At 71.8% G+C, this 22,967-nt stretch carries 27 protein-coding genes; 14 read left to right on the top strand and 13 right to left on the bottom strand.

Features of this window, described 5'->3' with window-relative positions; translation table 11 throughout:
• Positions 1–147: 147 nt before the first annotated feature.
• Positions 148–921 carry a M23 family metallopeptidase gene (locus FHG89_RS07230; RefSeq protein WP_139583581.1) on the top strand — a complete coding sequence of 258 codons (774 nt, stop codon included), beginning with the start codon at positions 148–150 and terminating at the stop codon, positions 919–921.
• A 240-nt stretch (positions 922–1,161) separates the two neighbouring features.
• Positions 1,162–4,437, top strand: coding sequence for a hypothetical protein (locus FHG89_RS32830; protein ID WP_167517355.1), 3,276 nt, complete (start codon positions 1,162–1,164; stop codon positions 4,435–4,437).
• A 3-nt stretch (positions 4,438–4,440) separates the two neighbouring features.
• Here FHG89_RS32830 and FHG89_RS07220 read toward each other — a convergent pair whose 3' ends face one another.
• The 5 genes from FHG89_RS07220 to FHG89_RS07205 form a co-directional block, all read right to left on the bottom strand.
• Positions 4,441–4,935: a TspO/MBR family protein gene (locus tag FHG89_RS07220; RefSeq protein WP_139583580.1), complete on the bottom strand. Its 495-nt coding sequence runs from the start codon at positions 4,933–4,935 to the stop codon at positions 4,441–4,443.
• A 148-nt stretch (positions 4,936–5,083) separates the two neighbouring features.
• Entirely contained in the window at positions 5,084–5,227 is a 144-nt protein-coding gene (locus FHG89_RS32825) for a GPGG-motif small membrane protein (protein ID WP_007464364.1), read from the bottom strand.
• Entirely contained in the window at positions 5,218–5,994 is a 777-nt protein-coding gene (locus tag FHG89_RS07215; protein ID WP_139583579.1) for a metallophosphoesterase family protein, read from the bottom strand. The genes FHG89_RS32825 and FHG89_RS07215 overlap by 10 nt, the downstream gene beginning before the upstream one ends.
• A gap of 10 nt (positions 5,995–6,004) precedes the next feature.
• Positions 6,005–6,280, bottom strand: coding sequence for a BON domain-containing protein (locus FHG89_RS07210; protein ID WP_139583578.1), 276 nt, complete (start codon positions 6,278–6,280; stop codon positions 6,005–6,007).
• Positions 6,277–6,903 (bottom strand): nucleotidyltransferase, encoded by a 627-nt coding sequence (locus FHG89_RS07205; RefSeq protein WP_280116053.1) that lies wholly within the window; start codon positions 6,901–6,903, stop codon positions 6,277–6,279. Before FHG89_RS07205 ends, FHG89_RS07210 begins: the two co-directional genes overlap by 4 nt.
• A gap of 123 nt (positions 6,904–7,026) precedes the next feature.
• On the opposite strand from FHG89_RS07205, the gene FHG89_RS07200 reads away from it, so the two are divergent.
• Positions 7,027–7,794: a dTMP kinase gene (locus tag FHG89_RS07200; protein WP_208760887.1), complete on the top strand. Its 768-nt coding sequence runs from the start codon at positions 7,027–7,029 to the stop codon at positions 7,792–7,794.
• On the opposite strand, the gene FHG89_RS07195 is transcribed toward FHG89_RS07200, so the two are convergent.
• On the bottom strand, positions 7,779–8,468 hold the full coding sequence (locus tag FHG89_RS07195; protein ID WP_139583576.1) for an SDR family NAD(P)-dependent oxidoreductase: 690 nt from the start codon (positions 8,466–8,468) through the stop codon (positions 7,779–7,781). The two genes, FHG89_RS07200 and FHG89_RS07195, sit on opposite strands and share 16 nt — an antisense overlap.
• Positions 8,469–8,572: 104 nt before the next feature.
• Here FHG89_RS07195 and FHG89_RS07190 point away from each other — a divergent pair, with 104 nt between their 5' ends.
• The 4 genes from FHG89_RS07190 to FHG89_RS07175 all read left to right on the top strand — a co-directional run bounded on the left by FHG89_RS07190 (position 8,573) and on the right by FHG89_RS07175 (position 12,899).
• Positions 8,573–9,589, top strand: coding sequence for an NAD-dependent epimerase/dehydratase family protein (locus FHG89_RS07190; protein WP_139583575.1), 1,017 nt, complete (start codon positions 8,573–8,575; stop codon positions 9,587–9,589).
• Positions 9,590–9,664: 75 nt separating this feature from the next.
• Entirely contained in the window at positions 9,665–10,579 is a 915-nt protein-coding gene (locus FHG89_RS07185; protein WP_139583574.1) for a MurR/RpiR family transcriptional regulator, read from the top strand.
• Entirely contained in the window at positions 10,576–11,532 is a 957-nt protein-coding gene (gene murQ / locus FHG89_RS07180; protein ID WP_208760886.1) for an N-acetylmuramic acid 6-phosphate etherase, read from the top strand. Before FHG89_RS07185 ends, murQ begins: the two co-directional genes overlap by 4 nt.
• Before the next feature lie 377 nt (positions 11,533–11,909).
• Entirely contained in the window at positions 11,910–12,899 is a 990-nt protein-coding gene (locus FHG89_RS07175) for a sigma-70 family RNA polymerase sigma factor (RefSeq protein ID WP_139583573.1), read from the top strand.
• Between the two features lie 65 nt (positions 12,900–12,964).
• Here the strand turns inward: FHG89_RS07175 and FHG89_RS07170 are convergent, their stop codons facing one another.
• Positions 12,965–13,942 carry a C40 family peptidase gene (locus FHG89_RS07170; protein ID WP_139583572.1) on the bottom strand — a complete coding sequence of 326 codons (978 nt, stop codon included), beginning with the start codon at positions 13,940–13,942 and terminating at the stop codon, positions 12,965–12,967.
• Positions 13,943–14,480: 538 nt separating this feature from the next.
• Between FHG89_RS07170 and FHG89_RS07165 the strand changes: the two genes are divergently transcribed.
• Positions 14,481–14,963, top strand: a complete 483-nt coding sequence (locus tag FHG89_RS07165; protein ID WP_244295226.1) for a DUF6232 family protein — start codon at positions 14,481–14,483, stop codon at positions 14,961–14,963.
• A 19-nt stretch (positions 14,964–14,982) separates the two neighbouring features.
• Here the strand turns inward: FHG89_RS07165 and FHG89_RS07160 are convergent, their stop codons facing one another.
• Both FHG89_RS07160 and FHG89_RS07155 read right to left on the bottom strand, forming a co-directional pair.
• Positions 14,983–15,312 carry a DUF3817 domain-containing protein gene (locus FHG89_RS07160; protein WP_139583570.1) on the bottom strand — a complete coding sequence of 110 codons (330 nt, stop codon included), beginning with the start codon at positions 15,310–15,312 and terminating at the stop codon, positions 14,983–14,985.
• Positions 15,313–15,338: 26 nt separating this feature from the next.
• Positions 15,339–15,767 carry a hypothetical protein gene (locus FHG89_RS07155; RefSeq protein ID WP_208760885.1) on the bottom strand — a complete coding sequence of 143 codons (429 nt, stop codon included), beginning with the start codon at positions 15,765–15,767 and terminating at the stop codon, positions 15,339–15,341.
• 130 nt (positions 15,768–15,897) lie between these two features.
• Between FHG89_RS07155 and FHG89_RS07150 the strand changes: the two genes are divergently transcribed.
• Genes FHG89_RS07150 through FHG89_RS07140 form a run of 3 tightly spaced genes read left to right on the top strand, consistent with a single transcriptional unit; the run spans position 15,898 to position 17,135 of the window.
• Positions 15,898–16,203: a DUF6158 family protein gene (locus FHG89_RS07150; RefSeq protein WP_139583590.1), complete on the top strand. Its 306-nt coding sequence runs from the start codon at positions 15,898–15,900 to the stop codon at positions 16,201–16,203.
• Positions 16,203–16,535 carry an SRPBCC family protein gene (locus tag FHG89_RS07145; RefSeq protein WP_139583569.1) on the top strand — a complete coding sequence of 111 codons (333 nt, stop codon included), beginning with the start codon at positions 16,203–16,205 and terminating at the stop codon, positions 16,533–16,535. The genes FHG89_RS07150 and FHG89_RS07145 overlap by 1 nt, the downstream gene beginning before the upstream one ends.
• Before the next feature lie 60 nt (positions 16,536–16,595).
• Positions 16,596–17,135: a DUF1360 domain-containing protein gene (locus tag FHG89_RS07140; protein ID WP_139583568.1), complete on the top strand. Its 540-nt coding sequence runs from the start codon at positions 16,596–16,598 to the stop codon at positions 17,133–17,135.
• Positions 17,136–17,186: 51 nt separating this feature from the next.
• Here the strand turns inward: FHG89_RS07140 and FHG89_RS07135 are convergent, their stop codons facing one another.
• From FHG89_RS07135 to FHG89_RS07125, 3 genes are all read right to left on the bottom strand, one after another.
• A complete protein-coding gene (locus FHG89_RS07135; protein ID WP_139583567.1) occupies positions 17,187–17,381 on the bottom strand; it encodes a hypothetical protein in 195 nt (64 codons plus the stop codon).
• A 23-nt stretch (positions 17,382–17,404) separates the two neighbouring features.
• Positions 17,405–17,638, bottom strand: coding sequence for a hypothetical protein (locus FHG89_RS07130; RefSeq protein WP_377601320.1), 234 nt, complete (start codon positions 17,636–17,638; stop codon positions 17,405–17,407).
• Positions 17,639–17,897: 259 nt separating this feature from the next.
• Positions 17,898–18,992: a 3-deoxy-7-phosphoheptulonate synthase gene (locus tag FHG89_RS07125; protein WP_139583565.1), complete on the bottom strand. Its 1,095-nt coding sequence runs from the start codon at positions 18,990–18,992 to the stop codon at positions 17,898–17,900.
• Between the two features lie 274 nt (positions 18,993–19,266).
• Here FHG89_RS07125 and FHG89_RS07120 point away from each other — a divergent pair, with 274 nt between their 5' ends.
• On the top strand, positions 19,267–19,482 hold the full coding sequence (locus FHG89_RS07120) for a hypothetical protein (protein ID WP_139583564.1): 216 nt from the start codon (positions 19,267–19,269) through the stop codon (positions 19,480–19,482).
• On the opposite strand, the gene FHG89_RS07115 is transcribed toward FHG89_RS07120, so the two are convergent.
• Positions 19,449–20,174, bottom strand: coding sequence for a phosphodiesterase (locus FHG89_RS07115; protein ID WP_139583563.1), 726 nt, complete (start codon positions 20,172–20,174; stop codon positions 19,449–19,451). The two genes, FHG89_RS07120 and FHG89_RS07115, sit on opposite strands and share 34 nt — an antisense overlap.
• A gap of 103 nt (positions 20,175–20,277) precedes the next feature.
• Between FHG89_RS07115 and FHG89_RS07110 the strand changes: the two genes are divergently transcribed.
• The gene (locus tag FHG89_RS07110; RefSeq protein WP_139583562.1) at positions 20,278–21,570 is read left to right on the top strand and encodes a M16 family metallopeptidase; all 1,293 of its coding nucleotides are present in this window, start codon (positions 20,278–20,280) and stop codon (positions 21,568–21,570) included.
• Positions 21,567–22,910 (top strand): M16 family metallopeptidase, encoded by a 1,344-nt coding sequence (locus FHG89_RS07105; RefSeq protein ID WP_139583561.1) that lies wholly within the window; start codon positions 21,567–21,569, stop codon positions 22,908–22,910. Before FHG89_RS07110 ends, FHG89_RS07105 begins: the two co-directional genes overlap by 4 nt.
• Positions 22,911–22,967: the final 57 nt, after the last annotated feature.

The raw sequence follows: 22,967 nt of genomic DNA, 5'->3' as shown, positions 1-22,967 counted from the left end.
GTCAGACACGACCGAGTAACAATCCGGAAACCTCGGGGCCTCCTCGTGGGCGCGCTCCCGGGCCAGATCTCCGACTCTTTCGAAGATTGACGATATCTGTCAGGCTGACGCCACCTCATCGAAGGTTTTCGACATAGGAGGAGCTGTATGCGCAAGCGGTGGATCAGCCTGCTCGTGACCGGTCTGCTCGTCGGAGGAGTGCTCACACCGGCGAGCCCGGCGCTGGCCGCGCCGACCTTCAAGGTGCCGTTCCCGTGCGGTCAGTCCTGGTCCGGGCAGACCCGGTCCGATCACAGCCCGGCGTACGCCGTCGACTTCAACCGAACCGACGACCTCGGTGACCCGGTGGTCGCCAGCGCCCCCGGCACCGTCGACCGGGTGACCGACCTCGGCGGCACGAGCTACGGCAAATACGTCCGGATCAACCACGGGGGTGGTTACAGCACCTACTACGCGCACCTCAACGGCTTCAACGTCTCCGTCGGCCAGACGGTGGGCTACGGCAAGGTGCTCGGCTGGGTGGGCAGCACCGGCGGGTCGACCGGCCCGCACCTGCACTACGAGCAGCGACTCAACGGCAGCGACATCCAGGTGAGGTTCAACGGCACCCTCGCGCTGTACTGGGGCACCAAGAGCTACACCAGCGACAACGGCTGCTCCTCAGGCACCGGCAACGGCACTGTCGACACCAGCGGCACACCATTGACCGTCCGCTCCGGCCCCGGCACCGGGTACGCCTCGGTGGGCACGGTCGCCGACGGCACCCGGGTCACCATCGCCTGCCAGACCAGTGGCACCAGCGTCACCGGCACCTACGGCACCAGCACGATCTGGGACCGCATCGGCTCCGGCCGCTACATCGCCGACGCGTACGTCTACACCGGCTCCGACGGCTACATCCCCGGCGTACCCCGCTGCTGAGCGCGGAGCGACCGTCGGGCCCACCGGAGCGTCTCCCGACCGGCCGAGGCAACCTTCCCTGACCGGGGAGGGCTGCCTCGGCCCGCCTGCCGAACCAGAGACGAGTTCAGTCGTACGCCCCGCAGGCGTGGAAAGTGCGGGTTAGCCTCGATCAGGGCGATTTGTGAGCTTCCCTCGCCCGTGGGTGCGGTGCCTTCGACGGACGGGGGTGCGACTGATGCGCGGTCCGCTCTGGCGAGGGTGGCTGTGGACCCCCGCATCTGGTGGTCGGCGGCCGCGCGGCGGGCCACCATCTGGTACCAGGGTCGGGAGCAGCCGGAACGACGACTCCGAGCTGCGCGGCCGGCCGCCCCGGCACGCTGGTGGCATCACCCGTGGTGGTGGTTGGCGCTGGCAATCGGCGCGGGAGTGATCACTGCCGTCTGGCTCCTCACCCAGTTCGTCCTTCCCCTGGCCAATGTCCTGTACGGGCGTCTCCACCCCGGCGGGAGCAACCTGTCGATCTTCTGGCTTGAGACGACGTGGTGGTGCGGCAGGGCCGACGACGGCCAGTGTGCGAAGCTCGGCGGCTTCCTCTACAAGCTTGTGGCTCTGGCCCTCGCCTTCGCGGGCTTCTATCTGTTCATCCGGTTCCGTGTGTACTGGTGGTACCGCAGGGTCGCCCGAGATTCCCCGGAGGATCTGGTCAGCACGTCCAACGACGTCCTCGCCGACATCGTCGGACGCGACGAGCTGTGCGAGGTCCTGGTCGAACGGATCCGCCGCCCCGAGGTGCGGTGCCCGATGGTGCTCATCGGCGGCGTTGGTACCGGCAAGAGCGCCGTCCTGGTCAAGCTGACCCACCTCCTGGCCGCTCGCGGCGTTGTGCCGATCCCGCTGCGGATACGGGACGTGACCGATCCGAAGGACATCAACTTCGAGGATCTGGCGAAGAAGAGGTTCGAGCAGATCATCGACGCTCGGCTGTACAGCGGCGGGCAGGCCGATCGACTGTGGCGGCAGCTCCGGTGGAGCAACCAGATCGCCGTTCTCGCCGACGGGCTGGAGGAGTTGGGTGGCGGGGGCGAGCGCAGCCAGCACGACAGTGTGCTGCGGGAGGCGTTCACCAAGGCTGCGCAGGACCGCCTACCGCTGATCGTCGCCACCCGCCCGTACGACCCGTTGCGCGGCATGCCCGCCGTCATCGTCGGGTTGGAACCGCTCAGCGAGGGGACAGCGCTCGGTTACGGGCTGACTGACGAGGACAGCCTGGTCCGCTCGTCCTGGGCCGCCGTCGCCAACCTGATCCACGCTGCGGATGTCACCGATTCCCCGCTCTACCTGAAGATCATCCGGGATCTCAACAGGTGTGGCCGCCTGCCCTACGAACTCAACGCGCACCAGGAACCTGGTGGTGCGGCACGCCCGGCCGACCGCTCGACGATCCGGTGGAAGCTGCTCGAGGCGTGGCGACGGGCGCTTGAGGAGGGCTACATCTGTGAGGACTTCGCCCGCGGGGAGGACGAGCGCCGGGACGCGCTGGCCGTGGTGTCCGCATTCGCCTGCGTGGGCTTCAAGCTGAACTCGCTGGAGGTGACGTACGACGACCTCACCAGCGAGGGCCGGTGGACCGATCCGGACCATGAGCGGAACGAGATTTTCCGCAAGCTGTCCAGCCGGCTCGAAGGACGCCTCGACGTGAGGAGTCGTGACGATCTGGCCGCAGCGGTCACCGAGGCCGGGGAATTGTCCGTCGTGGACCTGCAGGGGGACGGCCTGCGCTTCCAGCACGGTGTGATCCAGGCCTATCTCGGCGTCGACTTTCTCGCCGAACCGGACCTGGGACCCGAGCTGATCCGCGAGTTCGTCCTTCCCGAGCCGAGTCGGGAGCTTCTGATCGCGCTGACCCTGCGTTCCCGCGGGCCGAAGATAATCGACCGGAGGGCACGGTCGCGCCGCCCGGTGGCTCCTGCCGAGCCGGGGGAGGTCAACCACGTCGAACAGATCGTCATCCTGCTTCGTGACCTGGCTGGTAGACAGGGCAACCGCTGTTGGCGCCTGGAGATGTACGCGACCGCGGTGGAGATCGACACGGCTGCCCCCGTACCTGAGCACTCCCGGCTGGTGGTGGAGATCGAGGAACGGTGGCACGAGTTCCAGGAGAAGGAGGCCCCGGACCGCCCGTTGGACGAAGCCAAACTGACGTTGATACGACGGTGGGGCGACGCCGCGCGGCTCATCACCGATCGGCGTCGGCGTGACCGCTCGTGGGCACGCTCGTGCTCGCCACCGGGTTACCTGGCGCTCTTCCGCTTGGCGACACAGGAGGGGTCGTACCGGGTGCGGCTCGCTGCCGCACGGGAACTCGGCCTTGGTGGGCGGGACGCCGCGGCGGCGCTGCGTGAGGTCGGCGGCCCGGCACCCCGGCGGCAACCGGGCGCGGGAGGCACCAGGGTCACGTCCGATCGGGAACTCCAGTTGCGGGGATGGGTGGCGCCGCTGCTGCACCTGTCGACGGTCCGGGACACGGAGGGCCCGGAGGACCTCACGAGCGAGACGGGGGCGTACCTCGACGCGTGGCTTGCAGAACTCGCCGCGTACGACGCCAACGGCCACCGGCACCTGGACATCGCGTCGGAGATCGCGCTGGCCCAGGGCTTTCGTCTCGCCGCCAACATCCGTTACCTCCCGGTCGGCCGGCGGGACGCGGACCGGAGTTTCCTCATCGAGAAGGCCGAGTTCGCGTTGCGGCACTCCCGGTTCTGGTACAGCCAGCTCGTTCTGACTCAGGCCCTGACGCTGCTCTCGCTGCCGATGGACCCCGGCGAGCCGTTGCCCGCCCAGGGGCACGGCGCCAACCCCGTCGGCCTGGTGCGCCACTGGCTGCGCACCGCGGGCAGCGAGGTGCCCGGCCGGGGCAACTGCACGGCCCATCCGTTCCTGCTGGAGACGGTTCGGCTCTGCACCTCCGCGCTGGTCACTTGTCAACCCGAACGCTTCTGCTGGGTGGACGAGAGCGAGACCGCCAGCCGGGTCGGCTCGTGCAGCCCTTCGGTGGACGTCCGCCGCATCCAGAACCTGTGGATCCCCGATTCGATGGGCTGGAGCGTGCTCGTCCCCCGTGCGGAGCGCCTGCTGGCCGACGTGATGCTGTTGTTGAACCTCGCCGACCGGGGCGCCTCAGCGGCGCAACGGGAGCAGCGGCTCCATCGGGCCGACCGGTGCGAGCTGCCGCCGTGCCTGACCACCGACCGATCCGTCCTGGAACCGGAGCGGAGTGTGCACACCACCGAGGGCCGCACCCCGGGAGCCAGTTGCCTGGACGACTGCGAATTCCGGCTCTGCCCGCTCCCGGCGAAGGGGGAACCGTTGCCGCACAAGATGGATCAGAACTTCTGCGCCCGCCAGGCGGATCTGGCGACGTTCCGCTACGCCCTGCAGGCACGCGCCCCGTGGCAGGGCGTACGCCGCTCCGGGATGCGGCGCTTCTGGCGGCTGATGTCGCAGCGCGACCTGCCGAAGTGGCGACGCTGGTGACGGTCAGGCGTTGAGCCGCCAGATCGACAGGTTCAGCGCGGCGGCGAAGGTGACCCACGCCCAGTACGGCAGCAGCAGCGCGGTCGCCACGCGGGAGACCCGGGCGAACAGCACAACGGTCAGGCCGATCGCCAGCCACATCACCACGATCTCGGCGAACGCCAGCCCGTACTGCCCCGCGCCGAAGAAGAGCGGCGTCCAGATCGCGTTGAGCACGAGCTGGGCCGTCCAGGCCCAGAGGGCGGGGGAGAAGCCGACCCGCCGCCAGACCAGCCACCCGGCCACCGCGATCAGCGCGTAGAGCAGCGTCCAGACCGGGCCGAAGAGCCACGAGGGCGGGGCCCAGCCGGGCTGGCGCAGGCTCGCGTACTCGTCTGTGGTGCCCTGCACCCCCAGGCCGCCGACCGCGGCCGCCACGAAGACCGCCGCCGCGAAGCCGGCGAGGGCCCACCACGAGCGCCGGCCGGAGGCGACCGGCGCGTCCTGAGATGTCTCCATGGCCGAGATATTTCCGCCGCGCGTCAGGTCAAACCCGGCGCACGAAAAAGCGCCGGGGCCGCCGCGGCCGGTGCTTCTGTCGGGAGGACGAAAGCTCCGGTCGCGGCGACCCCGACGGGTCCCGGTGTTTTTTCAGGTTGTGCGAACGTCAATTGAAGATGCTGACACCACCCGGGCCGACCAACAGCCCGACAACGATGAGGACGATGCCCCACAGGATCTGCCGGCGGAACAGCGCGAGGATGCCGGCGACCACGAGTACGACTGCGAGAATCCAGAGAATCAGCTCCATGACCTCTGACTACCCGACTGGCCGATCGGGGAAACCTGGTCCGTGTCAAGTTGATCGCCGACGTGGAAGACGCTGTACGCCTGCTTGATCACGGGGTGGGCGACGTTGCGCACGCGTACGCCGCCGGGGGTGGTGCCGCGCTCACTGCCGGCGTGCGCGTGCCCGTGCAGGGCGAGCGCCGTGGGCGCCGAGTCGATCGCCTGCCCCAGCTGGTACGACCCGAGGAACGGGTAGATCTCCAGCGGCTCGCCGGCGAGGGTGTCCGGTACCGGTGAGTAGTGGGTGAGCGCGACGAGCATGTCGCAGTCCAGTGAGCGCAGCGCCGCACCGAGGCGGTCCGCGCTGTCGGTGGTGGTCCGGACGAACGCCTTCATCTCCGGCTCGCCGAAGTCGCTCGCGCAGCGTCCGGCGAACCCGCCGCCGAAGCCCTTGACGCCGGCGATGCCCAGTCGGCCACCCGCGCAGTCCAGCACCACGCCGTTGCCCTCCAGCACCGTGATGCCCGCGTCCTCGAGCACCTTGACCACCTGTGGCACCTGGTCACACTGGTGGTCGTGGTTGCCCAGCACTGTCACCACCGGTACGGCCAACCCGCCGAACTCCTGCGCCACGCAGCGCGCCTCGGCCTCGGTGCCGTGCCGGGTCAGGTCCCCGGCCAGCAGCAGCACGTCGGCGCAGTCCGGCAGCTCCTCCAACGCCGGGCGGAAACGGCCGACCACGTCCTCGTCCAGATGCACGTCGCCCACGGCGGCGATCCGGATCACCATGGAACCTCCCTCAGGGCAGTTGCTCGATCTCCGTGGGCGCCTGGGCGCGGATCACTCCGATGTCGCTGGTGATCGGCACGTCCGGGAAGCGCTCGGACACGCGGCGCAGGATCTCGTCGCGTCGGTGCGGGCTCTCGACCTCGCCGTAGAGCACGAGTGCGCGTTCCCGCCGGACCACGGTGATCCCCTGTTCGGCGACGGCGGGGTCCTCGGCCAGCAGCCGCTGGATCTCCGCCTCGACGTACTCGTCCGGCGGCCCGGCGCCGCTGTCGCGTTGGTGGGTCACGATGTCCCCTCTCCTGCCTGGGTGCCGGCCGTCGGCACCACCTCCAGCCGGTCCAGCAGCACCAGGAACGCCTCGGCGTACGGCGAGTGCTGCGTCTCCTTGCGTACCCGTTCCCAGTCGATCTGCTCCCGCAGCGACCGGGCCAGCGGCAGACCGCGGGCGAAGTCGCAGTAGTGCTGGGAGAAGCTGAGCAGCTTGTGCACCATCAGCTGGGTCGCGGACAGGACCGGCATGTGGATGGCGTCCACCGGCCGGATGACCGTGTCGGCGAACGTCTCCTCGGTCACCGGCGTCTCGATCGGCCGGTGGATCAGGTCCACCATCCGTCCCTCGTCGAAGACCTTCACCAGCCAGTCCTCCGGTGGGCGCTCGGCCACGAAGCCGGCGGCCACCAGTGCCTCGAGGGACCGCTCCACGTCGGCCTCCCGGATCAGGAAGTCGACGTCGTGCTCGCTGGAGTGACCGCCGTGGGCGTACACGGCGAAGCTGCCGCCCAGGGCGAACGGGATCTCGGACTGCTTGAGCACGGCGGCGACCTTCTTGAGGGTGTGCACCAGACTCTCGTCCCCGCGCTCAGCCATCTGGTTCTCCCGTCGGTCGTGTTGGTGGACAGGCGGTTGGATTTCAAACTCCGGTACCCGGCATTCCGGTCGGCCACACCTGCTGGCGTCGCGGTCGGGTGTGAACAACGCCAAACCGGCACAAAGGCGACGGAGCGCGTGCGCCGGTCGGATAGCCTTTCGAGGGTGGCCAGATCATCGGGGATGCGACGCGGCACGGCCCGGTTGCGCACTGTCGCACTGATCGGCATCGACGGGTCGGGCAAGACCACTCAGGCCCACCGGCTGGCCGACGCGCTGACCGCCGCCGGCCGCCCCGCCGCGTACCGCCGCAACGCCAGCGGACGTCGCTGGCTCGGCCGGGTCGCCAACCGACTCGGCCGACCGGACGCCCAGCGGCTCGTCGGGCGCGACGGCGTGCTCGCGGTGGAGTCCGTGCTGCGCTGGCTCGCCATCGCCATCGCCCTGATCAGCTGCCTGCTCACCGGCCGGACGGCGGTGATGGACCGCTACTCGGCCTGCCAGTACGCCAGCATCCGCGCGCATGGCGGGCACCGCTGGGAGCGGCTGGCCCGGGCCGGCTACCGACTCTTCCCGACGCCGCAGGTGACCTTCCTGCTGACCGTCGACCCGGCCGAGGCGTACCGGCGGATCGAGGCGCGTGGCACCGACCACGAGACGATCAGCTGGCTGACCGCCGCGGACACCGCCTACCGGACCCTGCCCGAGTACCCGAGCTTCGTGCTGGTGGACGCGGGACGCCCGGCCGAGGAGGTGACCGAGCAGATCCAGGCCCACCTGGCGACCTGGCTGCCGTCGGACGCCCGATCCGACCTGACCCGGCCGCCGTCCGACGTGCCGCCACCCGCGCCGACGCCGTCCGAACCGCCGCCCCGGTCCGACCTGCCAGCACGCGGTGGCCCGACCCCGCTGGTGGCTCAGGCCCGCCCGTAGACCGGAACGGTGGCGCCGCTGGTCGGAGCGGAGTCGGCTGACGCGAGGAAGCGGATCACCGGCGCGATCTCGGCGGGAGTGACCCAGCGCGAGTGGTCGGCGGTGGGCTGGGCTGCCCGGTTGGCAGGCGTGTCGATGACGCTGGGCAGCACGGTGTTGCAGCGCACGCCGCGGGACCGGTACTCGACCGCGACCGCGTTGGCGAAGGCCAGCACCGCCGCCTTGGCCGTGACGTAACCGGCCGCGCCCGGGAACGGGGCTACCGCCGCGCGGGCCGAGACGCAGACCACCGCGCCGCCGCCGGCCACCAGGTGCGGCAGCGCGGCCTGGGTGGCCAGGTAGGTGGGCCGCAGGTTGAGGGTGAGCATCCGCTCGAACTCCTCGACCGGTGTCTCGTGGACCAGACCGCCGCTGGCGTACCCGCCGACCAGGTTGACCACCGCCCGCAGCGGCGCCGCCGGCTCGCCGGCGGCGGCCTCGACGGCCCGGGCCGCGCCAGCCGGGTCGGTCAGGTCCGCGGCGACCCGGACCAGCGCGTCCGCCGCCGGCTCCGACCCGGGCAGAGCACCCCGCTGAGGTACGACCACCCGCCAGCCCGCCTCGACGAACGACGCGACGACCGCCCCGCCGAGCCCGCCTGAGCCTCCGGTCACCAACACACTGCGCTCGGCCATGCGCCACACGCTAGCGTCCAATCCGGTGACCCGTCGGCCCGCCCGTGCTCTGCTGGGAGCAGAGTTGTTGGCGCGATCGGGCGGCGGCGAAGCAGGATCGGCGGATGCGGATCCTCATTCTCGGTGGCACGCGGTTCCTCGGCCGGGCGCTGGCCCGGCTCGCCGTCGCGCAGGGCCACGACGTGACCTGCGCGGCCCGGGGCGTGTCCGGCGACGCGCCGAGCGGGGCGCGGTTCGTGTCGATCGACCGCGACGACCCGGCGGCGCCGGCGTCGCTCGCCGGCGACGGCTTCGACGCGGTGGTGGACGTCACCCGCCAGGTAAGCCATGCCCGGCACGCGCTCGCCGCGCTCGCCGACCACGTGGGTCACTGGTCGTTCGTGTCGACCATCTCGGTGTACGCGGACAACACCACCCCGGGGCAGACCGCGGCGGACGCGCCGGTGCTGCCGCCCGCCCCGCCGGACGTGGACGCCCCGGTCGACCCCGACAACCGCTGGTACGGCGAGTGCAAGGTCAGCATCGAGCGGCTGGTCCGGGAACGGATGGGCGAGGACCGCTCGTTCATCTGCCGGGCCGGGCTGATCGTGGGCGCGGAGGATCCGAGCGACCGCTTCCCGTACTGGGTGCGACGGCTGGCGCGTGGCGGGGAGGTTCTCGCGCCGGGGCGACCGACCGACCGGGTGCAGTTCGTGGACGTCGCCGACCTGGCCGGCTGGTTGCTGCACGCCGCCGGTGCCCGCCTCGTCGGCACCTACGACGGGGTCGGACCGGCGATGTCCCGGGAGGAGCTGCTGACCGGTGTGGCGGCCGGGCTGGGCGTCGCCGACCCGCACCTCACCTGGGTCGATCAGGATTTCCTGCTGGCCTGCGACGTGCGCGAGTGGTCGGGGGAGCGGGCGCTGCCGCTCTGGGCGCGGCTGCCGGAGTGGGCCGGCCTGATGGACCGGGACGCCCGGCCGGCGCTGGACGCGGGGCTGACGGTCCGTCCGCTGTCCGACACCGTTCGGGCGACCGCGACCTGGATGACAGCACGGCCGGACGACGTACGGCAGGGTGGACTCGACCCCGCGGATGAGGCGGTGGTCCTGCGGGAGTGGCAGGCTGTACGGGACAGGTGATCCCGGTCGGCGACACTTTTCCCACCCCTGACAGTCATAGTTGACGCTCACGCCTGGTGAAAGTAAGTTTCATCCGTGGCGAAGAGTGCGAAGATTTCTGCGAGTCACGAGCCCGGTGGGCTGATCGTCCACATCAGCGGGCTGTTGCCGTCGCTGTCGCCCGCCGAGCAGCGCGTCGCCCGGCTGGTCGTGTCCGACCCGGCCGCCGCCGCACGGCGGACCATCACCGACCTCGCCACCGCGGCGGAGACGTCGGAGGCGACAGTCATCCGGTTCTGCCGCTCGGTGGGCATGGACGGCTACCCGCAACTGCGCATCCGGCTCGCTGCCGAGGCCGCCCGCCGCATCGAGCCCCCGGACGCCCGGGTGGTCGGCGGCGACATCCCACCCGGCGCCGACCTCGCCCAGATCATCGCCACCATCGCGTTCAACGACGCCCGCGCCGTCGAGGAGACCGCCGAGCAGCTCGACCCGGCGGTCTGTGAGCAGGTCGTCGAGGCCATCAGCGGCGCCGGACGGATCGACATCTACGGTGCCGGCGCCAGCGGGTTCGTCGCCTCCGACTTCCAGCAGAAGCTGCACCGCATCGGCCGGATCGCCTTCTACTTCCCGGACGTGCACACCGCGCTGACGTCCGCCGCGCTGCTCGGTCGGGGCGACGTCGCGGTCGGCATCTCACACACCGGCACCACCTCCGACGTGATCGAGGTGCTGGAGCAGGCCCGGACGCGGGGTGCCGTCACCGTGGCGCTTACCAACTTCCCCCGCTCGCCGATCACCGAGGTGGCCGACTTCGTGCTGACCACCGCGGCGCGGGAGACCACCTACCGCTCCGGCGCGACCGCCAGCCGCCTGGCCCAGCTCACCGTGGTCGACTGCCTCTTCGTCGGCGTGGCCGCCCGCAACCGGTCCCGGGCCCGCAAGGCCCTCGAGGCGACCGCCGAGGCGGTCCAGTCGCACCGGGTGGGCGCCAACCGGAGGCGGGCATGACGGCCGGTGCGATCGAGCCGGACGAGGACATGCCCGCACCGCCCGCCCGCCCGACCGTCCGGGTGGGCGCCCCCACCGAACGGCGCAACCCGCTCAGCGCCGACCTCGACCTGATGTCGACCCGGGACGTCCTCACCGTGATCAACGACGCCGACCGGCGGGTGCCCGCGGCCGTCGCCGCGGTGCTCGACGAGATCGCCGCCACTGTCGACCTGGCCGTCGACGCGCTGCGCGGGGGCCACCGGGTGCACTACTTCGGCGCCGGCACGTCCGGCCGGCTGGGCGTTCTCGACGCGGCCGAGCTGGCTCCCACCTTCAACTCGCCCCGGCACTGGTTCTGCTCCCACCTCGCCGGCGGCCCGGATGCCATGTGGCGGGCCGTGGAGGACGCCGAGGACGACGAGCGGGGCGGTGCGGTCGAGGCGGCCAGTTGTGTGCGCGCCGGTGACCTGGTGGTCGGTCTGGCCGCCAGCGGACGTACCCCGTACGTCCTCGGGGCGCTCGCCACGTCCCGCGCCAAGGGCGCCTCGACTGTGCTCCTCTGCGCCAATCCGGAAGCGGAGGCGGCCCGGTCGGTCGACGTGTTCATCGGGGTGGACACCGGACCGGAGGTCGTCACCGGGTCGACCCGGATGAAGGCGGGCACCGCGCAGAAATTGGTGCTCAACACGTTCTCGACAGCCGTCATGGTGCGCCTGGGGCGGGTCTACTCGAACCTCATGATCGATATGGTGGCCACCAACGCGAAGCTCCGCGGACGAATGATCTCGATCCTCATGGAGGCGACCGGCTGCTCCGAGGAGGTTTCCCGGCGGGCGCTCGCCGAGGCCGACGGCGACCTGAAGACCGCCCTGGTGTCGCTGGTCTCCGGTGCCGAGGTCGGCGCCGCCCGGGCCGCGCTGGCCCGCTCCGCCGACCAGGTACGCGGCGCTCTGGCCCTGCTCTCCTCCTAGCCCTGCACACCCCGGGAAGCGAACGGGGCTCCGGATTGTTCATCGGGGCGGGGGGTAATAACACCCCCGTGGATGAACCGACCGGTCCACCGGTGCGTATCTGGCAGTGACCAGGATCGCACCACGGTGGTGACCCGGGTCGCTGTGCCCCCGCGGCGGGCGGTGTTGCCATGGTTGGGACCCGTACGTGGTGTGCGCAGCGGCGAGCCACCCGCCGGGGTGCTGACAGCAAACATGGACCGCGCTCTCAGCTACTACTCAGGCATTCGTGACACTTTCGACTCACCACATGGAATCCCCGACACGTCTCATCTGTTGTGTAGGTGTCAGCACCGAGGGGCACAACGGAAGTTACCAGGGGCTGACGGACGTGGGGAATGGCAAGGAACCGGGCAACCGGCGCGAGCGAGGGGACCGTGGGCAACGTGGACAAGAACATCGGCATGCGAACCGACGAGGTTGCCGAGGAGCGCGACCTGGTCGGCGTCTACCTGCACGAGATCTCCCGGACGCCACTGCTGGACGCCGCCATGGAGGTCGATCTCTCCAAGGCGATCGAGGCCGGCCTCTACGCCGAGCACCTGCTCGGTGAGGGCGCCGTTCCCGACGGTGTCGACCGGGACGACCTGGATCGGCTGGTCGTCGAGGGCGAGCGGGCGAAGGACCTCTTCATCCGCGCCAACCTGCGACTTGTCGTGTCGATCGCCCGCCGTTACGTGCGCTCGGGCATGCCCATGCTGGACCTGATCCAGGAGGGCAACACCGGCCTCGTCCGGGCGGTCGAGAAGTTCGACTACGAGCGTGGCTACAAGTTCTCCACCTACGCCACCTGGTGGATCCGCCAGGCCATCAGCCGGGCGATCGCCCAGCAGGAGCGCACCGTCCGTCTGCCGGTGCACCTGGTGGAGGACGTCAACCGGATGCGCAACGTGACCCGGCAGCTCACCCGTGAACTGGGCAGCGACCCGGAGCCGGAGCAGATCGCCGCGTCGCTCGGCGTCACCGTCGAGCGGGTCAACGAGCTGCGCCGCTGGTCGCAGGACACCGTCTCGCTGGACACCCCGGTCGGCGACGACGGCGACACCAACCTGGGTGACCTGGTCGCCGACAGTGACGCGCCGTCGCCGGAGGACATCGTCCTCAGCGGTCTGGAGCGGCAGCGCATCGAAGGGCTGCTCAACCACCTCGACGACCGGTCGGCCGGCATCATGCGGGCCCGCTACGGGCTGGAGGACGGCCGCGAGCACTCGCTGACCGAGGTCGCGTCCCGGTTCTCGCTGTCCCGCGAGCGGATCCGGCAGCTGGAGATCCAGGCCCTCGGCCGACTCCGTGAGCTGGCCCGGGCGGAGGGTCTGCAGGCCGCCTGACCTGGTAGTAATGACGGCGAACGGCCGGCGTCCGATAGGGGGACGCCGGCCGTTCGCCGTATCCGCTAGCGGACCCGCCCGTAGCCCTGGATCGGCATCATGTTCATGCCGCGCTTGAGCACGTTGCGACCGGCGCTCGGCGCGTCGATCACCTGGCCGTCGCCCACGTAGAGAGCGACGTGGCCGAGCCCGTTGTAGAAGATCAGGTCACCCGGGCGCAGGTCGCCCCGGCCGATGTGGGCGACCGCTCCCCACTGCATCCGGGTGTTGTGCGGCAGTGACTTCCCGGCGGCCCGCCAGGCGGCCGAGGTCAGCCCGGAGCAGTCGTAGCCGTTCGGTCCGTCGGCCGCCCAGACGTACGGCTTGCCCAACGCGCCGAAGGCGTAGCGCACCGCGACCCCGGCGCTACCGGAGACGTTGGGCACGTTCCTGGCCTCCGCCGCCGCGGCCCTGGGTTCGGGACGCTCGGTGGCCGCGCCGTACGCCTGACGACGCAGCTCGTACAGCTTCGCCAGGTCTCCCTCGATGCGCTTCTTGCCGGCCGCGAGCTGGCGGGCCTGTGCGGCCTGCCGGGTCAGCGTGGCGTCGAGGCGGGTCTTCTCGTCGAGCAGCCGCCGCTGGTTCGCGGTGTAGCCGGAGATGCGCTCCTGCCGCTGGCGGGTCAGCTGGTCGAGGGCGCCGAGACGGTCCAGCAGCGCGGCCGACCCGCCGGGACGCAGCAGCGCATCCGCAGTCCGCAGGCCGCCACTCTTGTACGCCGTGGTCGCCAACTCGGCAACATCGGCCCGGCTCTGTTCGGCCTGCTGTTCCAGTGGGCCGATGCGGGCCTGTAATCGGGCCACCGAGGCCTCGTTGGTCTTGATCTCCTCCCGGAGCTTGTTGTATGCCTCGACGACCCGCTCGAGCTCGCCCGAGGACGCTTCGATCTGGCGGGTCAGGTCGGCGGGGGACGGCTCGGCGCGGGCCACCACCGGCGGGGCGATCAGCGCGGCCGACATCCCGGCCAACGCCACGATACGCAGCAGGTTTCTCAGGGATGACAAGAGCGGAAAGCCCCTCTCCCACGGCCGCCGTCGGGCTGCTGACGCCCTCGGCGGCACCGTCCGGGGCCATCCGGGTGGACGGCGCTGGGCCGGGCCGGCCCGCCCAACCTAACCCGGGACGCCTGTTACGCGCAGTTGAAGCAGGGGTCAAAGTTGGCGGAGTGGTGTGTCGGGCGGATGCGTCCGGTGGCTCTCCGGTTGTTCGTGACGCTCGCCGACGTGAGATCTTCTGCCCTCTTCGCGAGGTCTGACGGATATACGACTTTCGTCGTTCCGGGCGTATGCCGCCGGATAGCTGGGCTGCATAACCGATAAAAGCCGAAATGGAGGTGGTTTCCGGTCGATGTCGTCCGCCCGGGTGACCTGTCGGGAGCCGGCAAATGCCCTGGTGAGGTGGCAGCGCCACAACACAATGGGGACCGGAGCCGGGATTCCCGTCGATACGCGGCCGAGCCGTGACCGACGGGGCAACCCGACGAACCGCCCCACGGGAGGAACCGTGAATCGTGAAGGCGCAAAGACGCGACCGCCGCGAACGGTGCCCGGTGCCAGGTCGACCCTGCTGTACGCGCGACCCGGCATCATCGTCACCGTCGACCGGTTCACCGTCGGCCGGACCAGCTACCGGATCGCCGACCTGACCCACCTGCGCACCACCAGGGGCCCGCACGACCGGATCGCCGTCCGAGCCGTCGTCATCACCGCCGCCATGCTCGCCGGCGTGGGGCTGCTGCTCGGCTTCACCGGCGGCCTGCAACGGCTGACCGCCGGGGCGTACCTCATCCTCGGCGCGGTGTTCCTGCTGCCGGCGGCCCTCGCCCTGGTCGGGGACCGGTGGCGGCCACCGCCGTACGAGTTGTGGGGGTGGCACCGGGGCGCCGAGGTGCTGCTGTTCAGCGCCGACGACGAGCGGCAGTTCGGCCAGGTCACCCGGGCACTGCTGCGGGCCCGGGAGGTGAACCGGTACGGCGACTGGGTCGACCCGCTCGCCGGGGCCGACCCGTGGCGGCCCAGCCGCTGACCCGTCCCTCGGCGGCGCCTCAGTTGGCGACCGGCTCCGGGGTCCGCTCGGCGCGCGGGGCGGCCAGCCAGGAGCTGACCCGGCGCTCGGCGTAGAACGAGACGAACGGCATGGTGCCGGCCAGCATCACCAGCAGCATCCGCTTCAACGGCCAGTCAGCCCGGCGGCTGAGGTCGAAGGCGGCCACCAGGTAGATCATGTAGAGGAAGCCGTGCGCCGGCCCGATCGTCTCCACCACGACCGGGTTGTCGAACCCGTACTTCAGTGGCATGCCGACCACGACCAGCAGGATCAGCACCACGCCCACGATCCAGGCGATCACGCGGTACCGGGTAAGGGCAGCGCCCACCTTCGTCCGTCCTTCCGAAGCCCGGCTCAGCCGGGGTAGTCACCGGGCCGGGCGCCCGGATTGGCGTTCAACCATGACAGGTAGCGGTTGTAGGCGGCCAGGTCGGCGTCCTCGGCACCCGCTGCGGCGGCGGGCACCCGGGCCACCCGCACCGGTCGACGTACCGCCGGTCGGGACCCGGCGGCGTCGGCCGGCGCCGGCTCGACGGCCGGGACCTCGGCGGAGTCGGCCACGGCGTCCCCCTGCGCGCGGCGCCGGGCCAGCTTCACCTCGCGCCACCACACGTAGACCACGAAGCCGGCGAAGACCGGCCACTCGACCGCGTACCCCCAGCTCAGACTGTTGCCGGCGGTGGCCCGGCTGATCTGCCACCAGCCCAGCCCGAGGAAGCCCACGACCAGCACGACCATGGCCACGTGGCGTGCGATCCACGCCGGGGTCCAGAGCCACCTCATGGTGTCGAGGGTACCGGGGACGACGCCGCTCTCCGACACGGTGTCGTAGGTGCCGCGCGGTCGGAATGGTTTGGCGTCACCCGGTGTGGGCATCCGTCTAGACGCCAGCCCAAACGAGACCCGGGGGGCGATGATGACCGGCAGCACCGATATGAGCCCGGAGCAGCGGGTGCCCGAGTGGGGCGGCGACCACCTCGCCGACCCGGCAAGCGCCGACCTTGACGGCGACACGCTCGGCGTCGACCCGACGGAGCTGAGCGACGAGGACCTGATCCGCGAGATGCACAGCCTGCACCGCACCCGGCTGGACACCCTGCGGCACGCCGCCGACTCGGCGCTCGCCAACCACCTACGGCGGACCGCCGAACTGGAGACCGAGTACCTGGCCCGGCACCCGGGTCGGGAGGTCGACCCGAGCCGCCTGCGAGACGTCTGATGCCGGCCCGCGCGGTGCGCGGCATGTCCGCGCCACCCGAGGTGGTGTTCAACACGGCCACCGACCCCGCCCGCGCCTCGGCCTGGCTGCCGGAGGCACTCCGTGCCGACGGCAGCCCGCCGGCCGAGATCGACGGCGACGAGCTGCGGGCCCGCTGGAGCGGCGACGCGGACTGGTCCGCCGAGATCCGGGTGGATCCGGCGGACCCCGGCGGCGCCCGGATCCAGCTCGAGCTGGCCGACGGGAACGGCGGGCCGGACCCGGACCAGCTCGTCGACGAGGCGCTGACCAACCTGATCCGCGAGGTCGCCGACAACCTCCAGGCCGGCTGACACGGCCGCCGGCCTTACCGAGACACCACGTAGGCACACCACGACCTGGGAGGAGACCGGGTGACGAACACCGGCCTGCGACAGAAGGCGACGCGGCTACGCCGGGCGTACGCCCCGCACGAGCACCGGCCACTCGGCGGCTACCTGGCCGCGATGGGCACCTACGCCGGGGTGACCGGGGTGCTCGCCGGCCTGGTCAAGGCGACCGGACGGCCGGTGCCCGAGCGTCCCGCGCCGGCCGACGTCGTGCTGCTCTCCATCGCCACGCACAAGCTCAGCCGCCTGCTCTCCAAGGACGCCGTGACCAGCCCCCTGCGGGCGCCGTTCACCCGGTACGACCGGCCGATCGGCAGCGGCGAGGTGATGGAACAGGTCCGCGACTCGGGCAGCCCCACCCGGCACGCCATAGGCGAGCTGCTCAGCTGCCCGTTCTGCCTGGCGGTCTGGGTGGCCACCGGGCTGACCGGCGGCCTGGTGATCGCGCCCCGGCTGACCCGGCTGGTGGCCACCGCGCTGACCGCGGTGGCCGCGTCCGACTTCCTCCAGATGGCGTACGCGGCCGCGCAGCAGGCCGCCGAGGGCGGGCACGACGAGGACTGACGAGAAGACACGAAAGGGGCCGGGCGGACGCCGGCCCCTTTCTTTTGTCCGTCAACGCTGCATGCCCGACCAGCCGTGCGGCGACTCCGGTTCCCGTTCGTCCTCGTCGGCGCCGGTGATGATCTCCCGGTCCACCGCCGTGCGGTCGTGTTCGTTCGCGAAGTCCGGCTCGGGGGTGGTGTCCATGCCCTTCGGCGGTTGTCCCAGCGCCGGGACCTTCTCCTCGTGGTCCTCGTGGTGCGTCATGACGGTGTCCCTTCTGCGGTCGCTCAGGCGACGGAGCCGCCCAGCAGGTCGCTCGCCTCGTCCACCGCGTACTCGCCCTCGGGGAGCGCGTCGATCCGGGCGAGCAGGTCCGGCGGAAGCTCGGCGGCCACCGCCCGGCGGTAGATCTCCGCCTGGGTGACCCGCTCCTGACCCCGGTAGATGTCGTCGAGCAGGTCGTCGAGGGCCCGGGTGTCCGGCTCGCCGGCCACGGATGCGTCATCGGTCACGTCGATCAGCTACCCGGGCCGGAATCGGTCAAACGCGCGCCCGTGGCCGCGTACAGACAGCGCCGCCCCCGGCCTTGTGGGCCGGGGGCGGCGCTGGTGTCGGTGTGCAGGTCGCCTCTCGGCGAGTGGCACGACGCGGCTCCAGCCGAACGGTATTCCGCGAGGGCAATTTAGGTGAGGCCCGGGGACACTGGACACACCGACACCTCAGTTAACCAGGCGACGCCAGTCCGTGTTCCGCGCACCGCCGTGCCGGCCGTCACACCCGTCAGGCCGGGGTCGGGAGGGTGGCGCGGCGGGCCCGCACGGCGGTGGCCAGGTGGTCGAGCACGTCCGCCGTCTCGTCCCAGCCGAGGCAGGCGTCGGTGACCGAACGGCCGTACACCAGCTCCCGGGTCGGGTCGAGGTCCTGCCGACCGGGCAGCAGGAACGACTCCAGCATCACGCCGGTGATTCCGCGCTGCCCGTCGGCCAGCTGGGCGGCCACGTCCGCGGCCACCAGCGGCTGGTTGCGGTGGTCCTTGCCGCTGTTGGCGTGACTGGCGTCGATCACCAGCCGCTCCGGCAGCCCGGCGGCGCGGAGCAGGTCGAGCGCGCCGGCGACCGATCCGGCGTCGTAGTTGGGCCGGCCACCCCCGCCGCGCAGCACCAGGTGCCCGTCGGTGTTCCCCCGGGTGTGCATGATCGCCGGGGTGCCGGAGAAGTCGATGCCGGGGAAGACGTGCGGCACGCCGGCGGCCCGGATCGCGTCCACCGCGGTGCCGATGCTGCCGTCGGGGCGGTTCTTCATCCCGATCGGCATGGACAGGCCGGAGGCGAGCTGCCGGTGCACCTGGCTCTCCACCGTCCGGGCGCCGATCGCGCCCCACGCCACCGTGTCCGCGATGTACTGCGGCGTGATCGGGTCGAGGAACTCGCACCCCACCGGCAGGCCGACCCGCAGCACGTCGAGCAGCAGCGCCCGGGCCCGTCGCAGGCCGGTGTTGACGTCGCCGCTGCCGTCCAGACCGGGGTCGTTGATGAGCCCCTTCCAGCCGACCGTCGAGCGGGGCTTCTCGAAGTAGACCCGCATGACGATCAGCAGGTCGTCGGCGAGCCGGTCGGCGGCCGTGCGCAGCCGGTGGGCGTACTCGAGGGCGGCGGCCGGATCGTGCACCGAGCAGGGGCCGACCACCACCAGCACGCGGTCGTCCTCGCGGTCCAGTACGCGGCCGACCGCGCGCCGGCCGGTCAGCACGGCCGAGGCGAGCGGTGCGTCAAGGGGTAACTCGTGGTGCAGCAGGGCGGGCGTGGTCAACGGCACGACACGGTCGATCCGCTGATCGCTGACCCGATCGGTCTCCGGGGTCGTCACGGTGGGCATCCTTCCGCCGACCGTGCCCGGGGCCGGTGCCCGGGACGAGCCGGCTGCTCGTACGCAAAAGGGCAGGAACGACAGCTCCTGCCCAGCCGGCTCGGTCCGTGGTGACGTCAGATCATGGTGAAGTCACCGGCGTGCGAGCCGGCTGCCTAAACCATCGATACGAACGCGTCACGTGGGCCAGCCTACCCGAACAGACGGCGAGGACCGGTGCGTCGTCCCAAGATGCGGAGTGAACATCGCGTGCCGGGGCCGGGCTCGGGGTAACAGGGGTGCCATGACTGACGAGCAGAGCGACCAGGACCGCGTGGAGTCCCGCGCGCACCTCCTTCCCGAGGAGGCGGCGGTGGGCAGTGACGACCCGCAGGCGCAGGCGGAGGCCATCCTCGCCGAGTCGGACATCCGCGAGGCGGACCAGAACGCGGCACCGGACACGGTGCTGGAACGCCGCACCTCCGATCAGACGGTGGCCGCGGTCGAACCCCCGGACTGACCGTCCACCCCGCGCGCCCGGCGTGACCCCCGGTAGGTGTGGTCCCGCAACCAGGCCAGCGGACCTGTCGCCCGCAGTTCGGGTGGCAGGTTGCGCACCGGGTCGAACGCGAGCGCGGCGTCCTCCCGGGCGCTGAGCTGGGCGCCGACGCTGACCTGCCCGACCGGCCGCCACGGCCCCACGGCGGACGCGACCGCGAGCACCAGGCGCGGCGCGTCCGCCCGGGTCGCGGCGGCCACCGCCGTCAGACTGCGGCCGAGGTCGACCGACTCCGGGTCGGCCAGCACGGCCAGCCAGAGCCGACGCCTGCCCACCCGGTAACACGTGATCGTGCTGTACGTCCCGCTGAAGGCGCGGCGCGGCAGCGGCAGGTTCCGCACCAGCGGGGCCGCGCCGCTGGAGCTGACCAGCAGGTCGAACGGGCGGCCGGTGTCGGTGCGCAGGCGCAGCGCCAGGCCCAGCACGTCCGGCCAACTGCCGGGCGTGGGCGTCCCCTTGGACAGCCGGACGGTGGCCCGGTACCGGCCGGGATCGTCCAGCAGAGCGACGCCGGTGGGTGGTCCGGGCGTACCCCAGATCGACACCTCGCCGGCGAACGAGCGACCGGCGGGATGCAGCAACCGACCGCGGCGCAGCCTGCCGAGCGCGGTGGCGGCCCGCTCGACGGCGGTGGCGGCCCGGGACGCGGTCATTCCTCCCCCGTACCCCCGACAGGTGCCCTCGATACCGGATCGGTCGGCTCGCCGACCGACCGCACGTCACCTTCCCGCCCCCGAGATCGGATAGCGTCGTGCCATGCCCGACAGCGGTTACCCCTGGCCCATCGAGACGTCCCGACTGGACAACGGCCTGCGCGTGGTGGTGAGCGAGGATCGCACCGCGCCCGCCGTGGCCGTCAACCTCTGGTACGACGTCGGTTCCCGGCACGAGCCGGCCGGGCAGACCGGTTTCGCCCATCTCTTCGAGCACCTGATGTTCGAGGGCTCGGTGAACGTGGCGAAGACCGAGCACATGAAGCTGATCCAGGGCTCCGGCGGCTCGCTGAACGCCACCACGAACCCGGACCGGACCAACTACTTCGAGACGGTCCCGGCCGAGCACCTGGAGTTGGCGCTCTGGCTGGAGGCCGACCGGATGGGCGGGCTGGTCCCCGCGCTCACCCAGGAGACGCTGGACAACCAGCGCGAGGTGGTGAAGAACGAGCGGCGCCAGCGCTACGAGAACGTCCCGTACGGCGACGCCTGGCTGCGGCTGCTGCCGCTGCTCTACCCACCGGGGCACCCCTACCATCACGCGACGATCGGCTCGATGGCCGACCTGAACGCCGCTGACCTCGCCACCTTCCAGGCGTTCCACCGCACGTACTACGCGCCGAACAACGCGGTGCTCACCGTCGTCGGCGATGCCCAGGCCGCCGAGGTGTTCGCGCTGGCCGACAAGTACTTCGGGGCGTTGCCCGCCCGCGACGACATCCCGCCCGCGCCGGACGGCCGGAACGTTCCGGCGACCGGGCAGCCCGCCACGGAGACGGTGACCGCCGACGTGCCGGCCCCCCGCGTGTACGTCGCGCACCGCGGTCACCCCTTCGGCAGCCCCGGGTACGACGTGCTCACCGTCCTGGCCACCGTGCTCGGCAGCGGCCGGGGCAGTCGGCTCTACCAGCGGCTCGCCGACGGCGAGCGGATCGCCCAGCCGGACCTGGTCGGCGCGTACGGGGTGGACCTCGCGCACGCCCCCGCGCCGCTGATCGCCACCGCCACCGCCCGCCCCGGAGTGACAGCCGAACGGCTCGCCGAGGGGCTGGCCGAGGTCGTCGACGAGCTGGCCACCGTGCCGGTGACCGCCGCCGAACTGGACCGCGCCAAGGCGTTGCTGAGCACCGCGTGGTGGCGGCAGATGTCGACGGTGGACGGCCGCGCCGACACGCTCGGCCGGTACGCCACCCAGTTCGGTGATCCGGCCCGTGCCGCCGAGCGGCTGCCGGCCTGGCTCGCCGTGACCGCCGAGCAGATCGCCGAGACCGCCGCCGAGGTGCTCGGCGCCGCCGACCGGGTGACCCTGACCTACCTGCCCGAGGAGACCGCATGACGCTGATCGCCGACCGTCCCGGCCCGGGCGCCGCCCGCCCGTACCGGTTCCCGCCGGTGGTCCGCCGTGCCGTGGCCGGCGGTCAGGTCGTCGCCGCGCACCTGCCCGGGCAGACCCTCGCGGTCGCCCTGCTGCTGCTCGACGCCGGCGCCGGCCGGGAGCCCAACGGCAAGGAGGGGTTGGGCGGGGTGCTGGCCAAGGCGTTGGAGGAGGGCACCGCGCAGCGGGACGCCACGACGTACGCGCTGGCCATCGAGGCGCTCGGCACCGAACTGGTGACCGGGCTGGACTGGGACTCGTTCCAGGTCAGCGTCCAGGTGCCGGTGGACCGGCTGACCGCCGCCGTGGAACTGCTCGCCGAGGCCGTCCGCACGCCCCGGCTCGACCCGGCCGACGTCCGGCGGGTCCGCGACGACGAGGCGACCGCGCTGCGGATGGACTGGGCCAACCCCGGTCCGCGCGCCGACGCCGCGCTGCGCGCCGACCTGTTCGGCGCGGACAACCGCTGGGGACGCCCGATGTACGGCGACCCGGATTCGGTCGCCGGGCTGGACGTGGAGGACGTGACGGTCTTCCACTCCGAGTGGTTCCTGCGCCCCGGCACCCTCGTCGTCGCCGGTGACCTGGACCGGATCGACCTGGACGCGCTGGCCGCCGCGGCGTTCGCCGGCACCGGCGGTGGTCCGGTCGACCGGGGCGGCCCGATCGAGGTTCCGTTGCACACCGAGCGGCGGATCATCCTGGTGGACCGCCCCGGCTCGGTGCAGTCCACGCTGCGGCTGGGCCACCCGTCACCGCACCGCGCGCACCCCGACCACGTGCCGATGACGCTCGCCGGCACGGTCCTCGGCGGGGCGTTCACCTCCCGGCTCAACCACCTGATCCGCGAGGTGCGCGGCTACACGTACGGCATCCGGGGCGAGTTCGCGTCGTCCCGGCGGTTCGGCCGGTTCGCGGTCAGCTCCGGGGTGCAGACGGCCGTCACCACGCCGGCCCTGGTCGAGGCGGTCGGTGAGATCACCCGTACGCAGGCCGGCGGGGTGACCGAGGACGAGCTGGCGGTGGCCCGTTCCTGGCGGGCCGGGCAGCTCTCGGTCGAGTTGCAGAGCCCGCGGGCGATCGCCTCGGCGTTGACCACGCTTGTCGTGCACGACCTGCCGGACGACTACCACGCGCAGCTGCGGGAGGCCCTGCTCGCCGCCGACGTGGACCAGGTCTCCGCGGCGGCGGCCACCCACCTGCACCCCGACGCGCTGACCCTGGTGATCGAGGGCGACGCGGCGGTGATCCGGGACGACCTGGAGGCCGCCGCCCTGGGCGACCTGATCAACCACCCCTGACCCCTTCCTCCAGCCCGCTGGGGGGGATTGGGTGTGATGCGGGACCCGGGGGGTGGG

Origin of the sequence: Micromonospora orduensis, assembly GCF_006228125.1 — a bacterium.
GTDB lineage: Bacteria > Actinomycetota > Actinomycetes > Mycobacteriales > Micromonosporaceae > Micromonospora > Micromonospora orduensis.
The sequence above is the reverse complement of the archived record's forward strand: the minus strand, read 5'-3'. Positions and strand labels throughout refer to the sequence as shown.

Bases quoted from the DNA above. Each gene is read 5' to 3' on its own strand.
- FHG89_RS07230 (WP_139583581.1), top strand. From the start codon at position 148: ATGCGCAAGCGGTGGATCAGCCTGCTCGTGACCGGTCTGCTCGTCGGA.
- FHG89_RS07220 (WP_139583580.1), bottom strand. From the start codon at position 4,935: ATGGAGACATCTCAGGACGCGCCGGTCGCCTCCGGCCGGCGCTCGTGG.
- FHG89_RS32825 (WP_007464364.1), bottom strand. From the start codon at position 5,227: ATGGAGCTGATTCTCTGGATTCTCGCAGTCGTACTCGTGGTCGCCGGC.
- FHG89_RS07215 (WP_139583579.1), bottom strand. From the start codon at position 5,994: ATGGTGATCCGGATCGCCGCCGTGGGCGACGTGCATCTGGACGAGGAC.
- FHG89_RS07195 (WP_139583576.1), bottom strand. From the start codon at position 8,468: ATGGCCGAGCGCAGTGTGTTGGTGACCGGAGGCTCAGGCGGGCTCGGC.
- FHG89_RS07190 (WP_139583575.1), top strand. From the start codon at position 8,573: ATGCGGATCCTCATTCTCGGTGGCACGCGGTTCCTCGGCCGGGCGCTG.
- murQ (WP_208760886.1), top strand. From the start codon at position 10,576: ATGACGGCCGGTGCGATCGAGCCGGACGAGGACATGCCCGCACCGCCC.
- FHG89_RS07175 (WP_139583573.1), top strand. From the start codon at position 11,910: ATGGCAAGGAACCGGGCAACCGGCGCGAGCGAGGGGACCGTGGGCAAC.
- FHG89_RS07155 (WP_208760885.1), bottom strand. From the start codon at position 15,767: ATGAGGTGGCTCTGGACCCCGGCGTGGATCGCACGCCACGTGGCCATG.
- FHG89_RS07150 (WP_139583590.1), top strand. From the start codon at position 15,898: ATGATGACCGGCAGCACCGATATGAGCCCGGAGCAGCGGGTGCCCGAG.
- FHG89_RS07145 (WP_139583569.1), top strand. From the start codon at position 16,203: ATGCCGGCCCGCGCGGTGCGCGGCATGTCCGCGCCACCCGAGGTGGTG.
- FHG89_RS07135 (WP_139583567.1), bottom strand. From the start codon at position 17,381: ATGACGCACCACGAGGACCACGAGGAGAAGGTCCCGGCGCTGGGACAA.
- FHG89_RS07125 (WP_139583565.1), bottom strand. From the start codon at position 18,992: ATGCCCACCGTGACGACCCCGGAGACCGATCGGGTCAGCGATCAGCGG.
- FHG89_RS07120 (WP_139583564.1), top strand. From the start codon at position 19,267: ATGACTGACGAGCAGAGCGACCAGGACCGCGTGGAGTCCCGCGCGCAC.
- FHG89_RS07115 (WP_139583563.1), bottom strand. From the start codon at position 20,174: ATGACCGCGTCCCGGGCCGCCACCGCCGTCGAGCGGGCCGCCACCGCG.
- FHG89_RS07110 (WP_139583562.1), top strand. From the start codon at position 20,278: ATGCCCGACAGCGGTTACCCCTGGCCCATCGAGACGTCCCGACTGGAC.
- FHG89_RS07105 (WP_139583561.1), top strand. From the start codon at position 21,567: ATGACGCTGATCGCCGACCGTCCCGGCCCGGGCGCCGCCCGCCCGTAC.